Annotated in this window: 25 protein-coding genes and 1 pseudogene; 9 read left to right on the forward strand and 17 right to left on the reverse strand. The window is 71.4% G+C overall.

Annotation, left to right across the window (positions count from 1 at the left end):
- The 4 genes and pseudogenes from JHD21_RS10630 to betT all read left to right on the forward strand — a co-directional run.
- Nucleotides 1–398 (forward strand): annotated as a pseudogene (locus tag JHD21_RS10630) (cation-transporting P-type ATPase); the annotation flags it as partial.
- Nucleotides 395–934, forward strand: a complete 540-nt coding sequence (gene lspA / locus JHD21_RS10635; RefSeq protein ID WP_292674575.1) for a signal peptidase II — start codon at nucleotides 395–397, stop codon at nucleotides 932–934. The pseudogene JHD21_RS10630 and the gene lspA, both read left to right, overlap by 4 nt.
- A 119-nt stretch (nucleotides 935–1,053) precedes the next feature.
- A complete protein-coding gene (locus JHD21_RS10640; RefSeq protein WP_292674578.1) occupies nucleotides 1,054–1,641 on the forward strand; it encodes a cadmium resistance transporter in 588 nt (195 codons plus the stop codon).
- Between the two features lie 499 nt (nucleotides 1,642–2,140).
- Nucleotides 2,141–4,147, forward strand: coding sequence for a choline BCCT transporter BetT (gene betT, locus JHD21_RS10645; protein ID WP_292674581.1), 2,007 nt, complete (start codon nucleotides 2,141–2,143; stop codon nucleotides 4,145–4,147).
- 25 nt (nucleotides 4,148–4,172) lie between these two features.
- Here betT and JHD21_RS10650 read toward each other — a convergent pair whose 3' ends face one another.
- Both JHD21_RS10650 and JHD21_RS10655 read right to left on the reverse strand, forming a co-directional pair.
- A complete protein-coding gene (locus tag JHD21_RS10650) occupies nucleotides 4,173–4,475 on the reverse strand; it encodes a hypothetical protein (protein WP_292674584.1) in 303 nt (100 codons plus the stop codon).
- Nucleotides 4,476–4,583: 108 nt separating this feature from the next.
- Complete coding sequence (locus JHD21_RS10655; RefSeq protein ID WP_292674586.1) at nucleotides 4,584–4,769, reverse strand: hypothetical protein; 186 nt, start codon at nucleotides 4,767–4,769, stop codon at nucleotides 4,584–4,586.
- Between the two features lie 147 nt (nucleotides 4,770–4,916).
- Between JHD21_RS10655 and JHD21_RS10660 the strand changes: the two genes are divergently transcribed.
- The 3 genes from JHD21_RS10660 to JHD21_RS10670 are packed head-to-tail and all read left to right on the forward strand — an operon-like array spanning nucleotide 4,917 to nucleotide 6,592.
- Nucleotides 4,917–5,225 carry a hypothetical protein gene (locus JHD21_RS10660; RefSeq protein WP_292674589.1) on the forward strand — a complete coding sequence of 103 codons (309 nt, stop codon included), beginning with the start codon at nucleotides 4,917–4,919 and terminating at the stop codon, nucleotides 5,223–5,225.
- A gap of 27 nt (nucleotides 5,226–5,252) precedes the next feature.
- Entirely contained in the window at nucleotides 5,253–6,467 is a 1,215-nt protein-coding gene (locus JHD21_RS10665; RefSeq protein WP_292674645.1) for a sodium-dependent transporter, read from the forward strand.
- Nucleotides 6,464–6,592 carry a methionine/alanine import family NSS transporter small subunit gene (locus JHD21_RS10670; protein WP_292674592.1) on the forward strand — a complete coding sequence of 43 codons (129 nt, stop codon included), beginning with the start codon at nucleotides 6,464–6,466 and terminating at the stop codon, nucleotides 6,590–6,592. Before JHD21_RS10665 ends, JHD21_RS10670 begins: the two co-directional genes overlap by 4 nt.
- Nucleotides 6,593–6,618: 26 nt before the next feature.
- Here the strand turns inward: JHD21_RS10670 and JHD21_RS10675 are convergent, their stop codons facing one another.
- Nucleotides 6,619–7,434, reverse strand: coding sequence for a helix-turn-helix transcriptional regulator (locus JHD21_RS10675; RefSeq protein WP_292674595.1), 816 nt, complete (start codon nucleotides 7,432–7,434; stop codon nucleotides 6,619–6,621).
- A gap of 109 nt (nucleotides 7,435–7,543) precedes the next feature.
- Between JHD21_RS10675 and JHD21_RS10680 the strand changes: the two genes are divergently transcribed.
- A complete protein-coding gene (locus tag JHD21_RS10680; RefSeq protein ID WP_292674597.1) occupies nucleotides 7,544–7,909 on the forward strand; it encodes a hypothetical protein in 366 nt (121 codons plus the stop codon).
- Nucleotides 7,910–7,924: 15 nt separating this feature from the next.
- Here the strand turns inward: JHD21_RS10680 and sulP are convergent, their stop codons facing one another.
- From sulP to JHD21_RS10710, 6 genes are all read right to left on the reverse strand, one after another.
- Complete coding sequence (sulP, locus tag JHD21_RS10685) at nucleotides 7,925–9,652, reverse strand: sulfate permease (protein ID WP_292674599.1); 1,728 nt, start codon at nucleotides 9,650–9,652, stop codon at nucleotides 7,925–7,927.
- 9 nt (nucleotides 9,653–9,661) lie between these two features.
- Nucleotides 9,662–10,789 carry an aminotransferase class V-fold PLP-dependent enzyme gene (locus JHD21_RS10690; protein ID WP_292674602.1) on the reverse strand — a complete coding sequence of 376 codons (1,128 nt, stop codon included), beginning with the start codon at nucleotides 10,787–10,789 and terminating at the stop codon, nucleotides 9,662–9,664.
- Between the two features lie 40 nt (nucleotides 10,790–10,829).
- Nucleotides 10,830–11,759 carry a patatin-like phospholipase family protein gene (locus JHD21_RS10695; protein ID WP_292674605.1) on the reverse strand — a complete coding sequence of 310 codons (930 nt, stop codon included), beginning with the start codon at nucleotides 11,757–11,759 and terminating at the stop codon, nucleotides 10,830–10,832.
- A 60-nt stretch (nucleotides 11,760–11,819) separates the two neighbouring features.
- Entirely contained in the window at nucleotides 11,820–12,617 is a 798-nt protein-coding gene (locus tag JHD21_RS10700) for a YwiC-like family protein (RefSeq protein WP_292674610.1), read from the reverse strand.
- Between the two features lie 79 nt (nucleotides 12,618–12,696).
- Nucleotides 12,697–13,746, reverse strand: a complete 1,050-nt coding sequence (locus JHD21_RS10705) for an alpha/beta hydrolase family protein (RefSeq protein ID WP_292674613.1) — start codon at nucleotides 13,744–13,746, stop codon at nucleotides 12,697–12,699.
- 46 nt (nucleotides 13,747–13,792) lie between these two features.
- Entirely contained in the window at nucleotides 13,793–14,923 is a 1,131-nt protein-coding gene (locus JHD21_RS10710) for a nitronate monooxygenase family protein (protein ID WP_292674616.1), read from the reverse strand.
- A 167-nt stretch (nucleotides 14,924–15,090) separates the two neighbouring features.
- Between JHD21_RS10710 and JHD21_RS10715 the strand changes: the two genes are divergently transcribed.
- Nucleotides 15,091–15,639 carry a flavodoxin domain-containing protein gene (locus JHD21_RS10715; protein ID WP_292674619.1) on the forward strand — a complete coding sequence of 183 codons (549 nt, stop codon included), beginning with the start codon at nucleotides 15,091–15,093 and terminating at the stop codon, nucleotides 15,637–15,639.
- A gap of 98 nt (nucleotides 15,640–15,737) precedes the next feature.
- Here JHD21_RS10715 and JHD21_RS10720 read toward each other — a convergent pair whose 3' ends face one another.
- From JHD21_RS10720 to JHD21_RS10755, 8 genes are all read right to left on the reverse strand, one after another.
- On the reverse strand, nucleotides 15,738–16,241 hold the full coding sequence (locus tag JHD21_RS10720) for a potassium channel family protein (RefSeq protein WP_292674622.1): 504 nt from the start codon (nucleotides 16,239–16,241) through the stop codon (nucleotides 15,738–15,740).
- A 52-nt stretch (nucleotides 16,242–16,293) separates the two neighbouring features.
- Entirely contained in the window at nucleotides 16,294–17,088 is a 795-nt protein-coding gene (locus JHD21_RS10725) for a DUF6390 family protein (RefSeq protein ID WP_292674625.1), read from the reverse strand.
- Between the two features lies 1 nt (nucleotide 17,089).
- Nucleotides 17,090–18,010, reverse strand: coding sequence for a DMT family transporter (locus tag JHD21_RS10730; protein WP_292674628.1), 921 nt, complete (start codon nucleotides 18,008–18,010; stop codon nucleotides 17,090–17,092).
- Nucleotides 18,010–18,210, reverse strand: coding sequence for a HypC/HybG/HupF family hydrogenase formation chaperone (locus JHD21_RS10735; RefSeq protein ID WP_292674631.1), 201 nt, complete (start codon nucleotides 18,208–18,210; stop codon nucleotides 18,010–18,012). Before JHD21_RS10735 ends, JHD21_RS10730 begins: the two co-directional genes overlap by 1 nt.
- A gap of 10 nt (nucleotides 18,211–18,220) precedes the next feature.
- A complete protein-coding gene (locus tag JHD21_RS10740) occupies nucleotides 18,221–18,742 on the reverse strand; it encodes a hydrogenase maturation protease (protein WP_292674634.1) in 522 nt (173 codons plus the stop codon).
- Nucleotides 18,739–20,052 carry a Ni/Fe hydrogenase subunit alpha gene (locus JHD21_RS10745; RefSeq protein ID WP_292674637.1) on the reverse strand — a complete coding sequence of 438 codons (1,314 nt, stop codon included), beginning with the start codon at nucleotides 20,050–20,052 and terminating at the stop codon, nucleotides 18,739–18,741. Before JHD21_RS10745 ends, JHD21_RS10740 begins: the two co-directional genes overlap by 4 nt.
- Nucleotides 20,049–20,894: a hypothetical protein gene (locus JHD21_RS10750; RefSeq protein WP_292674640.1), complete on the reverse strand. Its 846-nt coding sequence runs from the start codon at nucleotides 20,892–20,894 to the stop codon at nucleotides 20,049–20,051. Before JHD21_RS10750 ends, JHD21_RS10745 begins: the two co-directional genes overlap by 4 nt.
- 1 nt (nucleotide 20,895) lies before the next feature.
- Nucleotides 20,896–21,300 (reverse strand): hypothetical protein (locus JHD21_RS10755; protein ID WP_292674642.1); only part of this gene is annotated, 405 nt, incomplete at its 5' end.

Below are 21,300 nucleotides of genomic sequence, written 5' to 3' on the forward strand. Positions count from 1 at the left end.
CGATGGTCGGCGACGGCGTCAACGACGCCCCCGCCCTGGCCACCGCCGACGTCGGCATCGCGATGGGCGCCATGGGCAGCGACGTGGCCATCGAGACCGCCGACGTCGCCCTCATGGGCGAGGACCTGCGCCACCTCCCCCACAGCCTGAACCACGCCCGCCGCGCCCGGTCGATCATGCTGCAAAACGTGGGCCTCTCCCTCGCCCTGATCGCCATCCTCATCCCGCTCGCCGCCCTCGGCGTGCTCGGGCTCGCAGCGGTGGTTCTCGTCCACGAGATCGCCGAGATCTTCGTGATCGGCAACGGCGTGCGCGCCGGGCGCGCACGCCCGTTGCCACCGACACCGGCGACCGCGGCGACGCCGACTCCGATGCCTATGGAAGCCGGAGCAAGGTGACCGACCGAATCAGCAGGCCCGAGACGCGTGCGAAGTCCAACCGCGCCGTGATCCTGGTGGCCGCGGTAGCGGTCGCCACTATCGATCTGGCGGCCAAGGCCGTGTCCGAGGCGCGGCTCGCCGACTCCACGGTGGACCTCGGGCTGCTCCAGTTGCGGCTGGGATACAACTCCGGCGTGGCGTTCGGCATGGGCGACAAGCTCCCGGAAGCCGTGATCGTGGCCATCACCGCAGGAGTTTCCGTCGCCCTGGTCGCGTATGCGTGGCGCAGGGCGCCGTACGCCGGTGGGGTCGAGCGGATCGCTGGCGGCGCCGTCATTGGCGGTGCCGTCGCCAATGTCATCGACCGCGCCCGCGACGGCGTCGTCACCGACTACCTGCACACCGGGTGGTGGCCCACCTTCAACCTCGCCGACACCTTCCTGGTCACCGGGTTCATCGTGATCGCCTTGGTGCACGCGCGCCCCGAGCGCACGGTGGTCGAGGACGAGGAGTCTGCCGTCCACCCCAACGTCACGGACGCTCGGGACCCCTGACCGACACACCGGATCGCGACGACGCGTTCGCGCGGCAGGGTTCCTGCCGCAACTGGCTCGGCCCGTCAACGTCCACGACCTCGTCGCTCTGACCATCCGCAGAAGGGAAGGCGTAGGACATGATTTCCTCCGCGCTTCAGGCGGTCGGACTCTTCCTGGTCACCAACATCGACGACATCATCGTCTTGTCGCTGTTCTTCGCACGCGGAGCCGGCCAGCGTGGCACCACGGCCAAGATCGTCGCCGGCCAGTATCTGGGATTCGGCGGCATCCTCCTCGCCTCCGTCGCGGTGACCCTCGGGGCAGGGCTCTTCCTTCCCGACGACGCCATTCCGTACTTCGGCCTGATCCCCCTGTTGCTGGGCCTGTACGCCGCCTGGCAGGTCTGGCGCAACGGGGATGACGACGAGACCATGGCGGAGCGGCCGGTCAGCGCTTTGCTTGTAGCCGCTGTCACCTTCGCCAATGGCGGAGACAACATCGGCGTCTACGTCCCGGTGTTCCTCTCCGTCGACACCGGCGCCCTCATCTCCTACTGCGTGGTGTTCCTGACCCTTGTCGTCGTCCTTGTCCTGACCGCGAAGTTCGTGGCCACTCGAAAGCCAATCGCCGACGTGCTCGAACGCTGGGAGCACATCCTGTTCCCCCTCGTGCTCATCGGCCTGGGCCTCGTCATCCTCACCGAGGGCGGCGCGTTCGGCCTGTGAGCAGACGGACCGCTGCGCGTCGATCGCCATCCCCCAGTAGTGACCTCGACATCGTCAGATCCGGCAGCGTCCGCTGGATCGACCAGAGGTCACGACGATCGGTGTATGGCGTAAGAGCGGCTCGGCCGCTCGTCGTGCGCCAACCGGTCCGCCATAGAAACTGATCTAGAAAGCGGTCGATTTCTAGACCACTCTAGGCGGACTGCTTCGCTCCGAGGCCCTCGTGAGAAGCGGTTACCCTGTTACAAGCCCGGTACAAATGGCCGGGAAACCTCGACGTTTGCGCAGGTCAGCATGGGTCAGTCAGTCAGTACTACGACATCTGATCGACACCGACCGTCGTCGTCGAACGGCACGGCCCCTGACCTGCGGCGACGCGGGTCGGGGGCCGTTCCCGTCGGGCCGGGATGACCGCGCACCGCAGGTTCCGTCCATGATGTCCCCAGCGACACCCAGTCCGGTTCAGCACACCTGAGCCGCCGGAGCCGAGGAGACCGCCTTGACGGCGACCAGGACCGACCCCGTCGTGCAGCGCGGCCGCTGGGCCTTCCTCACCGACGGACCGCCGGTCCGCAAACCGGTGTTCTACCCGGCGCTGCTCGGGGTCGTGGCGATGGCCATCTGGGCGATCGTCGCTCCTGACCAGGCCGAGGAGGTGCTCGGCGAGACCGTCGTCCGTGTCGTGGAGTGGTTCGGGTGGTTCTACATCCTGCTGACCACAGCGGTGCTGGTCTTCGTGCTCTACCTGGCCTTCTCCCGGCACGGTTCCACCCGGCTCGGTCCCGACGACTCGACGCCGCAGTTCTCGACGTTCGCGTGGAGCTCGATGCTGTTCGCCGCGGGGATCAGCACCGACGTGATGTTCTACGCGGTCGCCGAGCCCGTCAGCCAGTACATGGTGCCCCCGACCGGCGACCCCGAGACCGTCGAGGCGGCCCGGGAGGCCACGGTGTGGACCCTGTTCCACTACGGGATCTCCGGGTGGGGGCTCTACGCCCTGATGGGGATGGCGCTGGGCTACTTCACCTACCGGATGAACCTGCCGCTGGCGGTGCGCTCGGCGCTCTACCCGATCGTCGGGCGCCGCGTCGACGGCGGCATCGGGCACGCGGTCGACACGGCCGCCGTGCTCGGCACCATCTTCGGGGTGGCGACCAGCCTCGGCATCGGCGTGGTGTTCCTCAACGAGGGCCTCAACGTCCTGTTCGGGGTGCCCGTCGGCCTCGGCGCCCAGATCGGCCTGGCGGTCCTCGCCGTGGTCATGGCCGCCGTCTCCGCCACGACCGGTGTCGACAAGGGCATCCGCTTCCTGTCCCAGCTCAACGTCACCCTGGCGCTCTGCCTGGCGGCGTTCGTGCTCCTGACCGGACGCACAGGCTTCATCCTCAACGCCGTCGTCATGAACGTCGGCGACTACGCCCAGACCTTCCCCGGCAAGACGATGGAGACCTTCGCGTACGACGGCGCGACGGAGTGGATGTCGCTGTGGACGCTGTTCTTCTGGGCGTGGTGGATCACCTGGGCGTCGTTCGTGGGCATGTTCCTGGCCCGCATCTCGCGCGGGCGGACGCTCCGGCAGTTCGTGGCCGGCACGATGATCATCCCGTTCACCTACATCCTCATGTGGGTCTCGATCTTCGGCAACGCCGCCCTGGACCGGATCCGTGGCGGCGACGCGTCGTTCGCCGACACGGCCCTGTCGTCTCCCGAGTCGGGGTTCTACGCGCTGCTCGAGGACTACCCGCTGTCGGGCGTCGTCATCGCGGTGGCGGTCTTCGTCGGCCTCCTGTTCTACGTCACCTCGGCCGACTCGGGTGCCCTGGTCATGGGCAACCTGTCGTCCGAGCTGCGGTCGGCCCAGGACGACGCGGCCCCCTGGCTCCGCATCGTGTGGGCATCGGCCACCGGTCTCCTGGCGATCGCCGTCCTGGCGGTCGGCGGTATCTACGCCCTCCAGTACGCCACCGTGATCTTCGGTCTCCCGTTCGCCGTCGTCATCGTGCTGGTGATGGTGAGCCTGCTCAAGGCGCTGCGCGCCGAGGGCCGGCACCGGGTGGCGGCCCCGCCACTGCTGCCGGTGCCGACCGAGACGTCGTGGAAGGCCAGACTCGCCCGGGCGGTGAACTTCGTCGACGTGGACACCGCGGCGGCGTACCTCCACTCGGTGGTGCGTCCCGCGCTCACCGAGGTGGCCCACGAGCTGGACGAGCGCGGCGTCCCGGCGCAGGTCACCCATGCCGGTGGCGACGACGACAGCCCGCCCTCGGTGGAGCTGCGGACCCTGGAAGGGGACGACCCCTTCGTCTACCGGGTCCAGGTGCACGAGTCACCGGTGCCGACGTACGGCGGCCGGATGATCGGCGACCGGGACCGCTACGCCCGGCTCGAGGTGCACACCGTCGGCGGTGGCCAGGAGTACGACGTGATGGGCTACTCCACCACCCAGGTCATCCACGACTGCCTCGACCATTACGAGGGCCACCTGGAGACCCTGCGGCTCGCGTGAGCGAGGTCCGGCCGCCACCGGGGCGTCAGCTGCGCGGTCCGGCCCGATAGGCGTCGACGTGGGCACGGACACCTGCGACGAGACCGAGCACCCAGCCCCCCGCGAACGGCGTCACAAGGGTCGCCCACCAGGGCGAACGACCCGTGCTCCCGCCGACTCCGCCGATGGCGGTCACGGTCAGCATCACGCTGAAGCCGGCCAGCACCAGGACGAAGCCCCAGGCGGCGGCCTTCCGATGGCGGCTCTCCTCGAGGTGAGTGCCGAAGGCGACGCACCCGGAGCCGACGAGGACGACCACCGATCCCTCCAAGGGGTCGACGGCGCCCACGACTAGACCCACGAGTCCCACGGCGACCAGCCAGCGTGGGCGCGCCCCGGTCCTGGTCGGGCGTCCTGTCAGCAGCCCGCCACCGTGGGGACCCTTGGCGTCCATGGCTCAGTCGAGGGCCGAGAAGGCCTCGAAGACCATGAAGGCCGGCCACACCAGACCCTGGAGCACGGCGAGCACGTACTCCCAGAACGAGTCGGCCTGCTGCCAGAAGTAGACCCAGGCACCGAAGATCCCGAGCCCGTAGATCGCGCCGCCACCTGCCGCCGCGCCGCTGTTGCTGTTGTCGCCCATCCGAGCGCCCTCCCTCCACGCTGGCTGCACTCCCAGCCTTCACCGGGCGCCACGCGCGGGCCAGGGGCGAAGGTCACCGCTCGCCGGTCGACCTCGTGCCGACCCACGTCGCGGGTCTAGCCTCAGGTGAGCGAGCGAAGGAGACCGATGTCCACCCAAGCCCAGCCGTCCAGCGCATCTCCGGAGCAGCGTGCCCGGGGCCACTTCACCAGCCGCAAGGTGTTCATCCTCGCGGCGATCGGGTCCGCCGTCGGCCTGGGGAACATCTGGCGGTTCCCGTACGTCGCCTACGACAACGGCGGCGGCGCCTTCGTGATCCCCTACCTGGTGGCCCTGCTGGTCGCCGGGCTGCCCTTCCTGCTCCTCGACTACGGCATCGGGCACCGCTACCGCGGCTCCGCTCCACTGTCCTTCCGCAGGCTCGGGGGCGCCGCGGCGGAGACCCTGGGCTGGTGACAGGTCGGGATCTGCGCCGTCATCGCGATCTACTACGCGGTGATCATCGCGTGGGCGGTGCGCTACACGTTCTTCTCGGTCGACAAGTCCTGGGGCTCGACACCGGACGCGTTCTTCTTCGAGGACTTCCTGGAGATGGCGCCACCCGGGATCGGGCTCGACTTCGTCGGCGGGGTGCTCTGGCCCCTGCTCCTCGTGTGGGCAGCCGTCATCGCGATCATGGTGGCCGGCGTCCAGAAGGGCATCGGCGCCCTCTCGGTGGTGTTCATCCCCCTCCTGGTGATCGCCTTCCTCGCCCTCGTCGTCAGGTCTCTGTTCCTGCCGGGAGCCGCGGACGGGCTCGATGCCCTCTTCACCCCCGACTGGGGAGCCCTCACCGACGCTGGTGTCTGGGCGGCCGCGTTCGGCCAGATCTTCTTCTCCCTGTCGGTCGGCTTCGGGATCATGATCACCTACGCCTCCTACGTCGGTCGCAAAACGGACATGACCGGGTCCGGGCTGGTGGTGGGACTGGCCAACTCCTCGTTCGAGCTGCTCGCGGGGATCGGCGTCTTCGCCGCCCTGGGGTTCATGGCCCAGGCCAACGGCGTCGCCGTCGACGAGGTGGCGACGTCCGGTCTCGGCCTCGCCTTCGTGGCGTTCCCGGCGATCATCTCGGAGGCTCCGGCCGGAGCCCTGATCGGCGGGCTGTTCTTCGGGTCGCTCGTGGTCGCGGGCCTGACCTCCCTGGTGAGCGTGATCGAGGTCGTGATCTCGGCCGTCCGCGACAAGCTCGACCTCGGCAGGGCGACGGCATCCCTCGTCGTCTGCGTGCCGGCGGCGACCGCCAGCGTCGTGCTGTTCGCCACCACGACCGGCGTACCGATCCTGGACACCGCCGACCACTTCATCAACCGGTTCGGCATCCTGCTGGTCGCCGTGGTCAGCATGCTCGCGGTCACCTGGGTGTACCGCGACCTCGACCACCTCCGCGACCACCTCAACAGCACGGGCTCGGTGCAGCTGGGGACCTGGTGGCTCGGGCTGGTGGGGGTGGTGGCGCCGATCGCCCTCGTCTACGTGCTGGTCGACGAGCTCCGGGCCGTCCTGGACGAGCCGTACGGCGGCTATCCGGACTGGCTGATCAACTCGATCGGATGGGGCTCGGCCGCACTCGTGGTCGTCGTGGCACTCGTCCTCGCCCGACTGCCGTGGAGACGCACGGTGGACCTGTCCGCTCCCGTCAAGGAGGTCTCCCGGTGACTGCCTCGGCCATCGTCATGATGATCGTCGCGATCGTGGTGGTGTGGGGTGGCCTCGCGCTGGCCATCCACAACCTCAGCCGCACCACCCGCGAGGAGCCGGACGAGGTGCATCGCGACCTGTGACCCGCCACGGGTGGTGGCCGCACCCGTCAGGGACGCCGGGCGCCGCGTCGGAGTCTCAGCCAGTCACCCGTGGCCTGGTCCGCCGGGAAGAACGTCTCGATGACCAGCTCGGCGACGGTGACGTCCAGTGGCGTGCCGAACGTGGCGACCGCGCTCAGCAGCGACAGGTCGGTGTCACCGACTCGGAGCCGCATCGGCACCACCACCTCGCCGGGGCCGTGGAGCTCGGCGTCATCGGGCTGGCCGCCCGGGTAGCCGGCGAGCTCCTCCAGAAGATCGGCAAGCTCGGGGTCGGCCGTCAGGGCGACCTGGCGACGGAGCCGACCCAGCAGGTGAGCGCGCCACTCGCCGAGGTTGAGGATCCGCGGTGCGACGCCGTCGGGATGGAGGCTCAGGCGCAGGACGTTGACCGGCGGCGTGAGCAGGTGCTCGGCGGCACCGGCCGCGAGCCCGAGCAGCGCATCGTTCGCCTCCACCAGGTTCCACCATCGGTCCACCACGACGGCCGGGTAGGGGTCGTGCCCGTCGAGCAGGCCGCGCACCGCCTCCCGGATCGCGATCATCTGCGGAGAATGCAAGGAGCTCTCGGGGTAGACGGGCGCGAACCCCGCCGCGAGCAGCAGCTGGTTGCGGTCGCGCAAGGGGACGTCCAGGTGCTCAGCCAGCTGCAGCAGCAGGTCCCGGCTCGGTCTGGAGCGGCCCGTCTCGACGAAGCTGAGGTGCTTCGTGGACACGTCTGCCTGGAGGGAGAGCTCGAGCTGGCTCAGGCGCCGCCTCTGCCGCCAGTCCCGGATCAGGTCACCGCAGGTCGACAGGGTGTGCTCCTGAACCAGCCGCGTCATGGCGGCCGAATCTAGTCGCGCCGGCACCGGCAGGCGATTACCTCGCAGGTAATCGACCGTGAGTCCCCCGCATCCGAGAGTGGCACTCCCGCTACCGAGGAGGACACCGATGCTCGACCTTCGCCACCTGCTCAGCCTCGACGCCGCCGCTTCCGGTCTCCTGGGCGTCCTGCTGGTCCTGCTGTTCGCCCCAGCCGAGGACCAGCTCGGCATTCCCGTCGCCCTATCGGTGACCACCGGCGCGCTGCTGCTGGTCTGGGCGGGCGTCGTCGTCTGGGTCGCCCGCGGGCCGTCCCGAGGCCGGGTCCGCGGCGTGATCGGACTCAACCTGCTGTACGTCGCCGCCAGCGTGACCTTCGCGCTGGCCGACCCGGTCGACCTCACCGGACTGGGAGTCGCGTTCGTGCTGGTGCAGGCAGTGGCCGTGCTGGGCCTCGCCGCGGGCCAGCTCGCCACAACCACGGTGGGGGTCTGAGCCTGGTCCAGGCCCTCAGGCCGAGGGCGGCGCCCCCGACGGGGCCGCACCGTGCTTGGCCTCGTACCACCGGACGTACGCCGCCACGGCGGTCGGCAGCGTCATGAACACCCGGTCCGTGCCCACCCGGTCCAGGAACCCCAACGGCCGAAGCTCGTCCTGCAGGTCCTGCTTGACCCGCGCCATGGCGAAGACGACGCCGCGGCGACCCAGCTCCTCGCGGAGCTCGTCGAGGGCGTCCAGGGCATCGATGTCCACCTGGACGTTGGCCTCCGCGTTGAGCAGGAACCACTCCGTCGGCGTCCCGGCCAGGTCGAGGGACTCCAGCGCCCGCCGCCTGAAGTCGTCCACGTTGGCGAAGAACAGCGGCGAGTCGTACCGGTACACGACGAGACCTTGCACCGGGCGCGCGTCCGGGTAGTCGTCGATGTCGTGCATCCCGGCCACTCCCGGGACGAAGCCGAGGATCCCGTCGTGGGGTCGCGCCACCCGGCGCAGCAGGCCGAGGATCGAGAGCCCGATCGCGACCAGGACGCCGTAGAGGACACCGAGGGCCAGCACGGCGAGCGCTGTGGTCACGGCCAGGAGCAGCTCGCTGCGACGGAAGCGGGCGATCCGCCGGAACTCGGCGAGGTCGACCAGCCGGGTCGCCGCGTAGACCACGATCGCGCCCAGGGCGGCCGCCGGGAAGGCGGCGAGCACGGGCCGCAGGAACAGGACGGTGACCACGACGGCCACCAACGCGACGAGCGAGTACAGCTGGCTACGGCTGCCGAGCGAGTCCCCGATCACCGTGCGGCTCCCACTGCTGCTGACCGGGAACCCCTGCATCACACCGGACGCCAGGTTGGACGCGCCGAGGGCGAGGAGCTCCTGGTTCCCGTCGATGGCGTAGCCGTTGCGAGCCGCGAACGTCCGGGAGTCCAGGACGTTGTCCGAGTACGCCACGATCGCCACCCCGACGGCAGGGAGGAGCAGGGAGCCCACCTCGCCGGCGGTGACCGAGGGCAGGGACGGCGTCGGCAGCCCTGCGGGGATCTGCCCGATGACCGCGATCCCACGCCGCTCCAGGTCGAACAGCGCGACCGTGGCGGCGGCGACCAGGATCCCCACCAGCGGCATGGGCGAGCGCGGGAAGAGCCGGCTCCCGGCGAACAGCAGCGCCAGCACCGCGAGGGCAAGGACCAGCGTCGGGCCGTGGACCTCGTCCAGGTGGCGAGCGGCGTGGGCGACCTCGCCGACGAACGAGTCGGCGTCACCGTCGACGCCGGTGAGCTTGCCGAGCTGGCTGGCGACCATGATGCCGGCGATCCCGGCCATGTAGCCGACGAGCACGGGCTTGGACAGCAGGTCCGCGAGGAAGCCGAGGCGCCCGAGCCAGCCCAGGAGGCACCAGACGGCCACCACCAGGGCCAAGGCGGCCGCGAGAGCGGCGTAGCGGTCCGGGTCGCCGGCCGTGACCGCGCCCACCGTCGCCGCAGTCATCAGCGCGGTCGTGGACTCGGGCCCGACCGACAGCTGACGTGAGGATCCGAGCACGGCATAGACGAGCAGTGGACCGACGGTGGCCCACAGCCCGACGACCGGGGGCAGCCCGGCCACCTCGGCGTACGCCATCACCTGCGGGACCAGGTACGCGGCGACCGTGACCCCGGCCAGGACGTCGTACCGGAGCCACGAGCGCTCGTAGCGGAGCAGCCGGGCCAGCCCGGGCAGCTGCCGGCTGACGTCCGGTGGCGGCACGTCCGAACGCTATCGGGGCGGCTCGAGATGCGCTTCGAGCCGGCTCACGGTGCCGTCGACGTCGCCCAGCTTGTCGAGGCCGAAGAGGCCGACCCGGAAGGTCGAGAAGTCGTCGCGCTCACCGCACATCAGCGGCACCCCGGCGGCCACTTGCAGCCCAGCCTGCTTGAGCCGCGCGCCGCTGCGCATCTCGGGGTCGTCGGTGTGGACGACCACCACGCTCGGGGCGGCGAAGCCGTCGGCCGCCACCGACGGGAACCCCCGGTCCGCCAGCAGGGCGCGGACCCGGGTGCCCAGGACGGTCTGGGCCCGGCGCAGCTCGGCGAGGCCGGCGGCCCGGGTCTCCAGCATGAGCGCCGCGTTGTGCGCGAGCGTGTCGGTCGGCATGGTGGCGTGGTAGGGCGTCTGCCCCTGGGCGTAGGCCTCGGTGATCGTCAGCCACTTCTGGAGGTCGCCCGCGAAGCTGGTCGAGGTCGAGGACATGACGGCGGCCCGTCCGGCCTCGCCGAGCATCACGTAGCCCGCGCACGGTGACCCGCTCCAGCCCTTCTGCGGCGCGCTGAGCAGCACGTCCACGCCGAGGTCGGTCATGTCCACCCACAGCGCGCCCGAGGCGATGCAATCGAGGACGAGGAGCCCGCCCACCTCGTGCACAGCCTCGGCGAGCGCGCGGACGAAGTCGTCAGGGAGCACGAGCCCGGCCGCCGTCTCGACGTGAGCGGCGAAGACCACCTCGGGACGGGCTCGCGCGATGGTCTCGACTACCTCGTCGACAGGAGCCGGGACCCAGGGCGCCTGCCGCTCGTCGGAGACCGGTCGGGCCTGGCAGACGGTGGCCTCGCTCGGGATCGAGCCGGCCGTGAAGATCTGTGACCAGCGGTACGAGAAGAGGCCGTTGCGGACGACGAGGCAGCGGCGTCCGGTCGCCAGCTGCCGTGCGACCGCCTCCATGCCGTAGCTGCCGCCGCCCGGGACCACCGCGACCGTCTCGGCGGCGTACGTCGTGCGCAGCACCTCGATGATGTCCTGCATCACCCCGACGAAGCGCTGGGACATGTGGTTGAGCGAGCGGTCGGTGAAGACGACCGAGTACTCGAGGAGGCCGTCGGGATCGATGTCAGCGTGAGGCAGGTCCACGCGGGCAGACTGCCACAGCCCGGGAGCCGCAGCCGCGGCGTCAGCGGCCCGCGTCGTCCAACGCCGCGCCGGCGAGTGCGCGGCCCAGGTCGATCAGCTCCTCGGCCCGGTGGAAGTCCAGGGTCCGGGCCGCGCTGATCGGGACCGTCACCAGCACGTCCGGCGGGAGCGCCGCGAGGCGATACCGGGTGATGAGGCTCTGCATGGCGTCGAAGGACTGCGAGAGGACCTCCGAGGTCCGCACGTCGAGCTCCGGCTCGACGGTCGGCGGCTCGGCCTCATCTGGCTCCGCCGGTTGGGTCGGGTCGTCGGACGGGTCCTCGGCGTCCGGTTCGGACCGTCCGAAACGCCGGCGCAGGTCCATCGCCCATGCGGCGGACCGGGCGGAGAGGCCGCGGGCCGGCGACATCGGCTCGTGCGGCGCCCGGGGTCCCTGGAGGGACACGGCGAAGGTGAAGTCCGCCGAGGCCGCCGCGGTCGGCTCCAACGGGAGCGGGTTCAGCAGCCCACCGTCGACCAGGATCCTCCCGGCGATGACGGCCGGCGTGAAGAGGCCTGGGATCGCGATGGAGGCCCGGATCGCCGGGACCAGCGGACCGTGCTGGAACCAGACCTCCCGCCGGGCGAGGAGATCGGTCGCCACCGCCGTGTACGGGATGGCGAGATCCTCGATGAGCACGTCCCCGAGCAGCTCCTCGAGGCTGCGCATCAACCGGTTCAGCGACACCGCCCCCGCGCCGGCCCACGCCGGGTCGAGCATCCGGATCACCCGGGACTGGGTGAGCGACTGCACCCACTCGATGAAGTCCCGCTCCCGGTCGGCGGCCACCAGACCGCCGACCAGCGCACCCATCGAGGTGCCGGAGACCGCGACGACCTCATGCCCCCTGGCCCGGAGTGTCTCGACGGCACCGAGGTGCGCGTAGCCGCGCGCACCTCCCGAGCCCAGGACGACCGCCACTCGCGCCACTTGCTCATCCTCGCTCAGTGGGCAGCGCGGACGTCACTCGCCAGGCCTGCCCCGACGCGGTCAGACGGCGACGAACGCGCACGCCGCCAGCACCAGCAGGCAGGCGAGCTCGACCAGACCGATCTTGGCCGGCCGGAGCCGCGGGTCCCGCACGACGAAGGCCCGGACGGCGAGCGCCACGAACGGCACGACCAGCACGGCGCCGACCTCGGTGACCAGGACCGCCACCGTCATGACGACGACGCTCACGACGGCGTACGCCCGCGACGCCTGTCCGTAGCGCGGGTTGCGGCGCTCACGGATGAGCGACTTCACGTGCAGCGTGGAGCCGGCCAGCGTGACCGCGCAGGCCAGCGCGAGGACCAGCACCGCGGTCTCTCTCATCACGCCGACCGGGACGGCCCAGCCACCGGCTGCCGCGGCGCCGGCCACCACCGGGACCATGGCGGTGCACTCGGCGACCAGCACGAGGTCGTTGGCGAGCGACCGTTCGCGTCGCTGACGGGCGAACCAGAGGTTGACCAGGAACAGTCCCACGTACGCCGCGCCGACGTAGAGCAGCCACGGTCGCAGGACGACCGCGGCCGCCGCGGCCGGGACCGCCACGACCGACCAGACGACCAGAGCCCGGCGGAACCGCTGCGGACGAGGTGCGGCGAGCAGGCCCGTCAGGGCCCAGGTCAGCGGGTAGGCGGCGACCCAGGCCACCACGAGCACGGGCAGGGCGGGCGCCCAGCCGCCGACGGCCAGTGCCAGAACCACCGGCAGGAGCAGGAACCCCCAGGCGCCGTGCTGGTCCGGCAGGACCCGGTCCTTGCGGGGCCTGGCCGGACCGGGGCGGACAGTCGCGGTCGTCATCGGAACCAGCATCCGCGCTGGTGACGGGTGGCGTAGGGCCCTCCGACCTCGGATCCCGGACCGAAGGTCCCAGAGCGGATCAGGTCCCGGTGCGGAAGAACCGCATCAGCCGCGGCAGGTAGTCCTTCAGCGACCGGTCGGCGTAGCCCCACGCGTGCGTCCCGACGTCGTAGCTGTGCCAGTGGTACGCGACGCCGGCGGCGTCGGCCGCGTCCTTGAAGCACAGGTTCGACTGATGGAGGAGGGCCTCCATCCCGGCCGTCCCCGGGACCGCGGGGTCGCTCAGGTCGCTCTCCCCCGGCATCCCGGTGCTGGTGTAGAGGTCGACCCGGGTGTCCGCGAGGTTCGCCACCAGCGAGCCGGGGTCGTGCGCCGCCCAGTTGGCGGCGTCGGTGACCGGGTCGCCGAACGGCGCGAACGGCTGCACCCCGTTCAACCCGGTCATGATCCCTGCGATCAGCGCCGTCGCGCCGAGCCGGCAGTGCTCGCCGTACCAGATGTCGACCGCACCCGAGAACGAGGCCGCCGCGCCGTAGAGGTCCGGGTGCCGGGCGGCGTACGACATCGACCCGAAGCCGCCCTGCGAGATGCCCACGACGGCGCGGCCCGCTCGCGACCGCACGGTTCGGTACTTCCGGTCGACCCACGAGACCAGCTCGCGGGTGTGGAACGTCTCCCAGTTCGCCACTCCCCGGCTGGTCGTCTGGTCGACCCAGTCCGTGTAGAACCCACCGCCGTCGGCGTCGTAGGTGCCGTCGGCGATCACCACGATCATCTTCAGCTTCCGGGTCAGCCTTCTGGTGTCGATGTTCGTCAGCCAGACGCTGGCCTTGTTGCTCGTGCCGGGGAACGCGTAGAGCACGGGGTAGCGACGTCGCTCGTGGTGGCGGTAGCCCCTCGGCAGCAGGACGTGTACGCGCAGCGGCGTGGTCGACGACATCTCCAGGGACGGCGTCGAGACCGCATAGCTGACCAGTCGCTTGCCGTCCCGCTTCTTCTCGAGCACCGTGACCGCGGCGGCCGTGCCGGCGACGTCCGCCGCGCCGTCCGCCGGGGACGCGGGCACAGCGCCGGCACTCGGCGCGAGGAGTCCGAGCAGGGCGGCCAAGGTCAGGACGAGGCGCTTCATCGGACGCCCAACGACGGACGTGCGCCAGCCGTTACGCGTCCGCGGCTCAGAGCGCAGCGGCGTTGAGCTCCTCGAGACGGGTGGTGGCGTCGAGGTACTCCTGGACCCACCGCTCGACGACCGTCGCGGTCTTCTCCACCTTGGTCAGCTGGCCGACCACCTGGCCCACCGGGTTGAACGCGACGTCCACGGTCTCGTCGGGGTACTTGTGCGTCGCCTTCACCGCCATGCCGGAGACCATGTACTGCAGGGGCATGCCCAGGGGCTCGGGGTTGCCCGGCGTCTCCCATGCCTCGGTCCAGTCGTTCTTCAGCATCCGGGCCGGCTTGCCGGTGAACGAGCGGCTGCGCACGGTGTCGCGGCTGCTCGCGTCGGCGTAGGCCTGTTGCTGGACCGCGGTGTTCTCCGCCTCTTCCACCATCAGCCACTGGGAGCCGGTCCAGGCACCGGCGCAGCCCATGGCCAGCGCGGCGGCGATCTGACCACCGCTCCCGATCCCGCCGGCCGCGAGGACCGGGACCGGCGCGACCTCGCGCACCACCTCCGGCCACAGCACGATCGACCCGACCTCGCCGCAGTGGCCACCCGCCTCCCCGCCCTGGGCGATGACGATGTCCACACCGGCGTCGGCGTGCTTGCGCGCCTGGTAGGCCGAGCCGCACAGCGCCGCGACCTTGCGCCCGTTGGCGTGGATGTGCTCGATCATGTCCGCCGGAGGGGTGCCGAGGGCGTTGGCGATCAGCGTCATCTTCGGGTGGCGCAGCGCCACGTCGACCTGCGGGCTCGCCGTGGCCTCGGTCCAGCCGAGCAGCTGGAGGGTGTCGTCGTCGGTGCTGTCGTCGACGGGTACGCCGTGGTCGGCGAGCACCTTGCGCCCGAAGTCGAGGTGCTCCTGCGGGACCAGCTTGCGGAGCATCTCGGCGAGCTCCTCCCCCGACATGCCCGAGTCCATCCCCTCGTACTTGTTGGGGATCACGATGTCGACGCCGTAGGGCCGGTCGCCGATGTTGTCGTCGATCCAGCGCAGCTCGACCTCCAGCTGCTCGGGTGTGAACCCGACCGCACCGAGGACGCCGAACCCGCCCGCCTTGCTGACGGCCACGACCACGTCACGGCAGTGGGTGAAGGCGAAGATCGGGAACTCGATGCCGAGGTCGTCACAGATCTGGGTACGCACGGGGTCCTCCTGAGGGCGGTGGCGGTAGTCCCGAAACTAGAACCTGTTCTAGTCTAGGGCAACAGGCGGGAGGCCTCGGTGCGACGGCCGTTGGGCCCTACCGATCCCCTCCGGCGCGCGGGAGGTTGGGTGTGGAGGAGTCGTCCGCACTCACGAAGGGACTCGCCATGAACGTCCTGGTCGCCCACGCCAGCAGGGCCGGCGCCACCGCCGGGATCGCGGAACGGATCGCTGCCACGATCTCGAGCTCCGGCCACGAGGCCGTCGCCCGTGAGGTCGCGCACGCCGGCGACCCCTCGGGCTACGACGCGGTCGTGCTGGGCAGCGCCGTCTACATGGGTCACTGGCTCAAGCAGGCCAAGGCGTACGCCGAGCAGCATCGGCACGCCCTGTCCTCCCGACCGGTCTGGCTCTTCAGCAGCGGGCCGATCGGGACGTCGCGGGTCGACGACCGGGGCCACGACCTCCTCGAGGTCACCGCTCCACAGGAGCTGCCGGACCTGGTGGAGGCTCTGCGACCGAGGGATCACCACGTCTTCTTCGGGGCACTCGACCCGACGAAGCTCTCGTTGGCCCATCGCGCCCTGCGGAGGCTCCCCACCGGGCGCAAGCTCCTCCCCGAGGGTGACTTCCGCGACTGGCAGGACGTCGAGCGCTGGGCCGCGGAGATCGCGACACAGCTGAGCGCCGCCGCTCGGGAGGAGTCCCGGCCGTGACCGCGGCGACCGGGCGACCCGTCCGCCTGCCGCCGCGGTGGTTCATGCACGTCTTCTGGAGGGGGCACCGGGCGTGGTCGAAGAGACGCAGTCCTGAGCTAGTCCTGCTCGGCTACGAGCCTGCGACGAACCAGGTTGGCCAGCAGGCCCAGGAACACGAGGTTGAACGCCAGGTGCACGCAGACGACAGCACGAGCGACCTGCCCCGAGGCGTGGACGTCGCCGTAGCCGACGGTCGTCATGGTCGTCATGGTGAAGTAGAGCGCGTCCAGACGCGTGTGGACGCCCACGAGCTGCCCGCTCCCATGGATGGCCAGGGAGTAGTAGATCAACGCGAAGGCACACACGGCGACCTCGGCGAGCATCACGAGCTGAGGCACCGACAGCGCGCGTCGACCGGAGCCACGCGACTGTCGGACCGCCACCCAGCCGACCAGGGTCACGCCCAGCGCGGCGACGATGCCGTTGCGGGCCACCGCCGCCGTCGATTCGTCGGCGCGCAGGGGCACCGAGAAGAACACGACCAGTCCCCCGAGGAGGGTGGCTGCGTTGCTGAGCAGCGCCCCTGGCGCGCGCCGCGGCTGGGTCCGAGCCGGTGTCACAACGTGCCCGTCCCGCACGAGGCCAGGACGACGTGGCGAAACCGGTCGCAGGTCACGAGAGCACCGAGGCGGGCGCCGGGATCCGGACCCCGTTGACCACCGCCAGCTCGCGGACGGTCCAGTGCCGCAGCTGCGCCAGCGAGCGTGCGTCGAGGGCCTCGCAGACCCAGTCCCAGTGCATGGAGCACCACACTCCTTGGCGAAGTCCCCCGACCAGCCCGCGGTCGCCCAGGCTGACCCGCACCCGCTCCAGCGTGGGCTCCCCGAGCGCGAGCCGTCGGCCGTCCCACACCAGAGGTCGGGACAGCACCTCGGCCTCTCCCCCGATGATCGAGCGCACCTGTCCCCAGCGGATCCGGCAGCGGTCGAGGACCCGGAGCGGCTCGTCCAGGCGTCCCTCGCGGAGCAGCCCGAGCCACGGGTAGACGCCGAAGACGTGGAACGAGTGGTGCGGCACGGCACCGTCGAGCACGGGAGCCACAAGGCTGTCCCAGGTCCGGCCCGCACGCCGCCGGAACCGGTCCTCCAGCGAGTCCCCCAGCAACCGCGGGCCGACGCGGTCCAGGAGCGGGTTGCCGATCCAGTAGGCCTCGACCACCCGGTCGTCCAGCGGGTCCCCGATGCCGTTCGCCGCCGCGATCAGCTCCAGGTAGGGCCAGGCGCCTTCGAACCCGCGCAGCAGCCGGCGGAGCTCGGCGTCCGCGACGCCGTCGGCGACCTGCTCGAGGAGCTGGGCCGAGGCGTCCGGGCCGCAGTAGCCGAGCTCGTTGGGCGGGTAGGCGTAGCGCGCGAACCGCAGCGCCCCGTTCGCCGGGCCGTTCCCGGGACCGTCTGCGGGGCCGCGCATGTCAGGCCGCGACGACCGGAGCGGGCCGGGTCCGCTGGCTCGCCCACACCGCGAGCGCGCCGCCGGCCACCAGCACGGCCAGCCAGTCCAGCTGTGGACCCAGCGGTACGCCGTCGGCCACGGCGTTGAGGGCCGCGGTCACCGGGGCGGCGAGGACGAGCACCGCCGTGACGTCCACCGCGGGCGCCCGCTTGAGGGCGCCGAACCAGGTGCCGACGTAGCCGGCGAGCAGCACCCCGGTGAGCAGCACCCAGCCGGCCTGCTCACCCGTCATCCCGGTCAGCAGGCCGAGGTCACCACGCACCGCGACCCAGACCAGCAGGACCACCGAGCCCAGCCCCATCCGGGCCACGCCGACGGTCCAGGACGAGACTCCGGCGAGGATCCGCTTGGCGACCACGACCTCCACCGACCACAGGAGCGTGGCGGCCAGGATCATCAGCTCCGGGCGCCCGAACCCGCCGAGCCCCCCGATCAGGCCGATCTGACCGACGACGAGCAGCCCGATGGCGAGGTAGTGCAGCACGCTCAACCGTTCCCCGAGGAACAGGACCGCCATGACCGCGACCCACACCAAGAGCGTCTTGTGCAGGAACGCCGCCTGGGCGGACGTGGCGCGGGAGAGCCCCTCGAAGAACAGCACGAAGGGCACGCTGCCCCCGACCACCCCGATGGCGGTGAGGCCGGCCCACTGGCCTCGGGACCGGGGGCGGGTCAGCCGCGCCCCGGTGCGCGACCCCGTGCCGACCACCGCGAGGAGGACCACGGCCGCCACGAGGTTCTTCGCCGTCGTGTACGCCGTGGCGTCACCGAAGGCACGGACGGCGTCCGCGTTGAGGAAGACGGCGACGCCGCTGATCGCCGCGGTTCCCAGGGCGAGCACGATCCCGGTGCGCCGCGTGGTCGACATGGGGGTGGTCATCAGCGTTCCTCCATCGTGGTGTTCCGGATCCGCTCGGCGTCGAGCCGCTCGTCGTCGGTGAGGCGGGCCAGCGCGAACCCGGAGTGGACCTGGAGCCACTCCCCCGGAGCGGCCGGCCCGTCGAGGGTCAGCAGGGACACGGTGACGACCCGCTCCCCGACCCGGGCGTGCACCGTCTGCTCGTCGACGACCTCTGTCACCTGGGCCAGCTCACCGAGGCACATCGCCGGCCCCCTCCTGCAGCGCGGTCCCGACCTCGAGGCAGACCCGGGCGGCGGCCTCCGGCACGGCCTCGGCGACCCGCGGAGTCAGCGGTACGCCGTGGTCGAAGCACTCCGCCTCGATCCCCACGACCACCAGGCGGGCCGGCAGCCGGCCGAGGGCGCGGCCAAGCTCGACCATCTCGGAGAGCCCCACCGCGTGGGTGCCCCCGTGCCCGGTCCGCGCCCACGCTCCCGGGGAGACCGGCGCGCCGCCGGCTCCCGTCTCCACCCGGTGCAGGGTGCCCGCCGGCGAGCCGGAACGGACGGCGTCGACGACCACGACCGGGTCGTGCCCGTCCCACAGGTCGAGCAGCGACGTCGGGTCCTCGTGGTCGACGACCACGACACCGGGCAGGAGCAGGGCCACGGAGCGGGCGACCGCCCGACCAACCGCGTCGTCCCCCCGGTCCGGGCTGCCCAGCCCGACCACCAGCGGCCCGCGCGTGCCGGTGCCGGCCGGCCCTGTCACGTCCGCTCCACGGTCAGGTCGAGGAAGTGGGTGGCGCAGGAGATGCACGGGTCGTAGTTGCGGATCGCGTGCTCACAGCGGTGCTGGAGGGCGTGCTCGTCCAGGTCCGCCCAGGCCCCGACCATGGAGCGCAGGTCGGCCTCGACGCTGGGCTGGTTCTGCGACGTGGGCGGCACGATCTGGGCGTCCTGGATGATCCCGGAGCCGTCGAGGACGTAGCGGTGGAACAGGACGCCGCGCGGCGCCTCGCTGGCGCCGTAGCCCTCGCCTGCCCGAGCGGGCACCGGCACGCTCGCGTCTCCGTCGCCGGTCCAGCCGTCGATGATCCGGAGCGCCTCGTGGCAGGCCTCGACCAGCTCGACCGCGCGCACGATGATCGAACGGAACGGGTTGCGGCAGGTCGCCCCGAGGCCGGCCGCGGTCGCCGCCTCACGGGCGATCGGGCACAGCCGGTCGGCGTTGAGGGTGTAGCGGGCCAGCGGCCCCACGGAGTAGGGACCGCGCACGCCGCCGTCGAGCCGGGAGTGCAGCGCGTTGGAGTGGGCGACGTGCACCTCCTCGATCCGGGTGGCGAAGTCGCGGACGTCGAAGCTCGCCCCGCTGGTCGTCACCACGCTGCCGGACTCGATCGGATAGCCGGTCTCAGGCCGGAGGGCGAGGTACTCGTAGGGCTGCTCGAAGTCCGGGAACTCGAAGCCGGCGACCAGCCGCACCGTCTCGAGGGAGTCCTCGAGCGCCCGCTCCAGGTCGGGGCGGATCCCGCGCAGCTCCTCCCGGCTCGGGAACCGGTAGAAGCCGCCGATGCGGACGTTGACCGGGTGCACCGACCGCCCGCCGACGACCTCCATCAGCCGGTTGCCGGCCTTCTTCAGCCGCAGTCCGCGCTCGACGACGGCGGGATGGTCCGCCGCCATCTCGACCGCTCCGTCGTAGCCGAGGAAGTCCGGGGCGTGCAGCAGGTAGACGTGAAGGGCGTGGCTCTCGATCCACTCCCCGCAGTAGAGAAGCCGGCGCAGGGCTTGGATCTCCGGGGTCACGGCGACCCCGCAGGCGTCCTCGATCGCCCAGCAGGAGCTCATCTGGTACGCGACCGGGCAGATGCCGCAGATCCGTGCGGTGATGTCGGGCGGCTCCGTGTACGAGCGGCCGCGCAGGAAGGCCTCGTAGAAGCGCGGCGGCTCGTAGATGCGCAGCTGGACGTCGGCCACCTCGCCGTCGCGGTACTCGATGTGCATCGCACCTTCGCCCTCGACCCGGGCCAGGGTTCCGACGTGCAGGACGTGCCCACCGTCCTTGTGCTTGTGCGTCATCGCTCCCCCTGCTCCAGCGACCCCGTCGTCGGCTCGTGCCGCTCGCTCTCGCGCAGGAACGCCTCGGAGGCGGCGTTGAACGTGCGGAAGACCCGCATCACCTCGGGCTCGCTCATGCCGTGCACGGCGAGCCGGTCCGCGAGCGACCTCGTGTTGGGCGTGTCCTGGGGCCCGAAGCAGCCGTAGCAGCCGCGCGAGAAGGTCGGGCAGAGCGCGCCACAGCCAGCCTGGGTGACCGGGCCCAGGCACGGCGTGCCGTGGGCGACCGTCACGCAGACGTTGCCGCGCCGCTTGCACTCGACGCAGACGCTGTGGGTGGCGATCCGGGGAGTGCGTCCCTGGAGCTCGGCCGCCAGCAGCTCGAGCAGCTGGTGCTTGTCGATGGGGCAGCCGCGCAGCTCGAAGTCGACCGGCACGTGCGCCGCGATCGGGGTGGACCGGTCCAGCGTCGCGACGTACTCAGGGTGCGCGTAGACGACCGAGCGGAACTCCGCGACGTCGGCGAAGTTGCGCAGCGCCTGGATCCCGCCGCTGGTGGCGCAGGCGCCGATCGTGATCAGCCGCCGGGAGACCCGGCGCACCTGCTGGATCCGCTCCAGGTCGTCGGGCGTGGTGATCGACCCCTCGACCAGCGAGACGTCGTAGGGCCCCTCGACCACGGCCCGGGTGGCCTCGGGGAAGTAGGCGATCTCGACCGCCCCCGCCAGCGGGATCAGCTCGTCCTCGCAGTTGAGGACGGTGAGCTGGCATCCGTCGCACGAGGCGAACTTCCACACCGCCAGCTTGGGGCGACGCGGCCTGCTGCTGGTCTGGAGGTTGTTGCCCTGGGGGTTGCTCGTCATCTCACAGCTCCGCCACGGTCATCACCGGCCCGAGCCGGTCGTAGCCGAGCACCGGCCCGTCCACGCAGCAGAAGATCTCCCGGAGCTGGCAGTGCCCGCACAGGCCGATCCCGCACTTCATGTTGCGCTCCATCGACAGCCGCAGCCGCTCGGGCGCGACCCCGCGGTCCAGCAGGGCCCTGGCGGCGTGCCGCATCATCACCTCGGGCCCGCACAGCAGGCCGAGCGTGCGACCGGGGTCGAACGCCGCCCGCCCGATCAGCTGCGTGACCAGGCCCACCCGGCCGCGCCAGTCGGGCCCGGCGCTGTCGACGGTGACCTCGACGTCGATGCCGTGCTGCTCGGCCCAGGCGCGTTGCTCGTCGCCGTAGAGGATCTCCTCGGGGTTGCGCGCGCCGTACAGCAG

Source organism: Nocardioides sp. (assembly GCF_016462705.1).
Lineage (GTDB): Bacteria > Actinomycetota > Actinomycetes > Propionibacteriales > Nocardioidaceae > Nocardioides.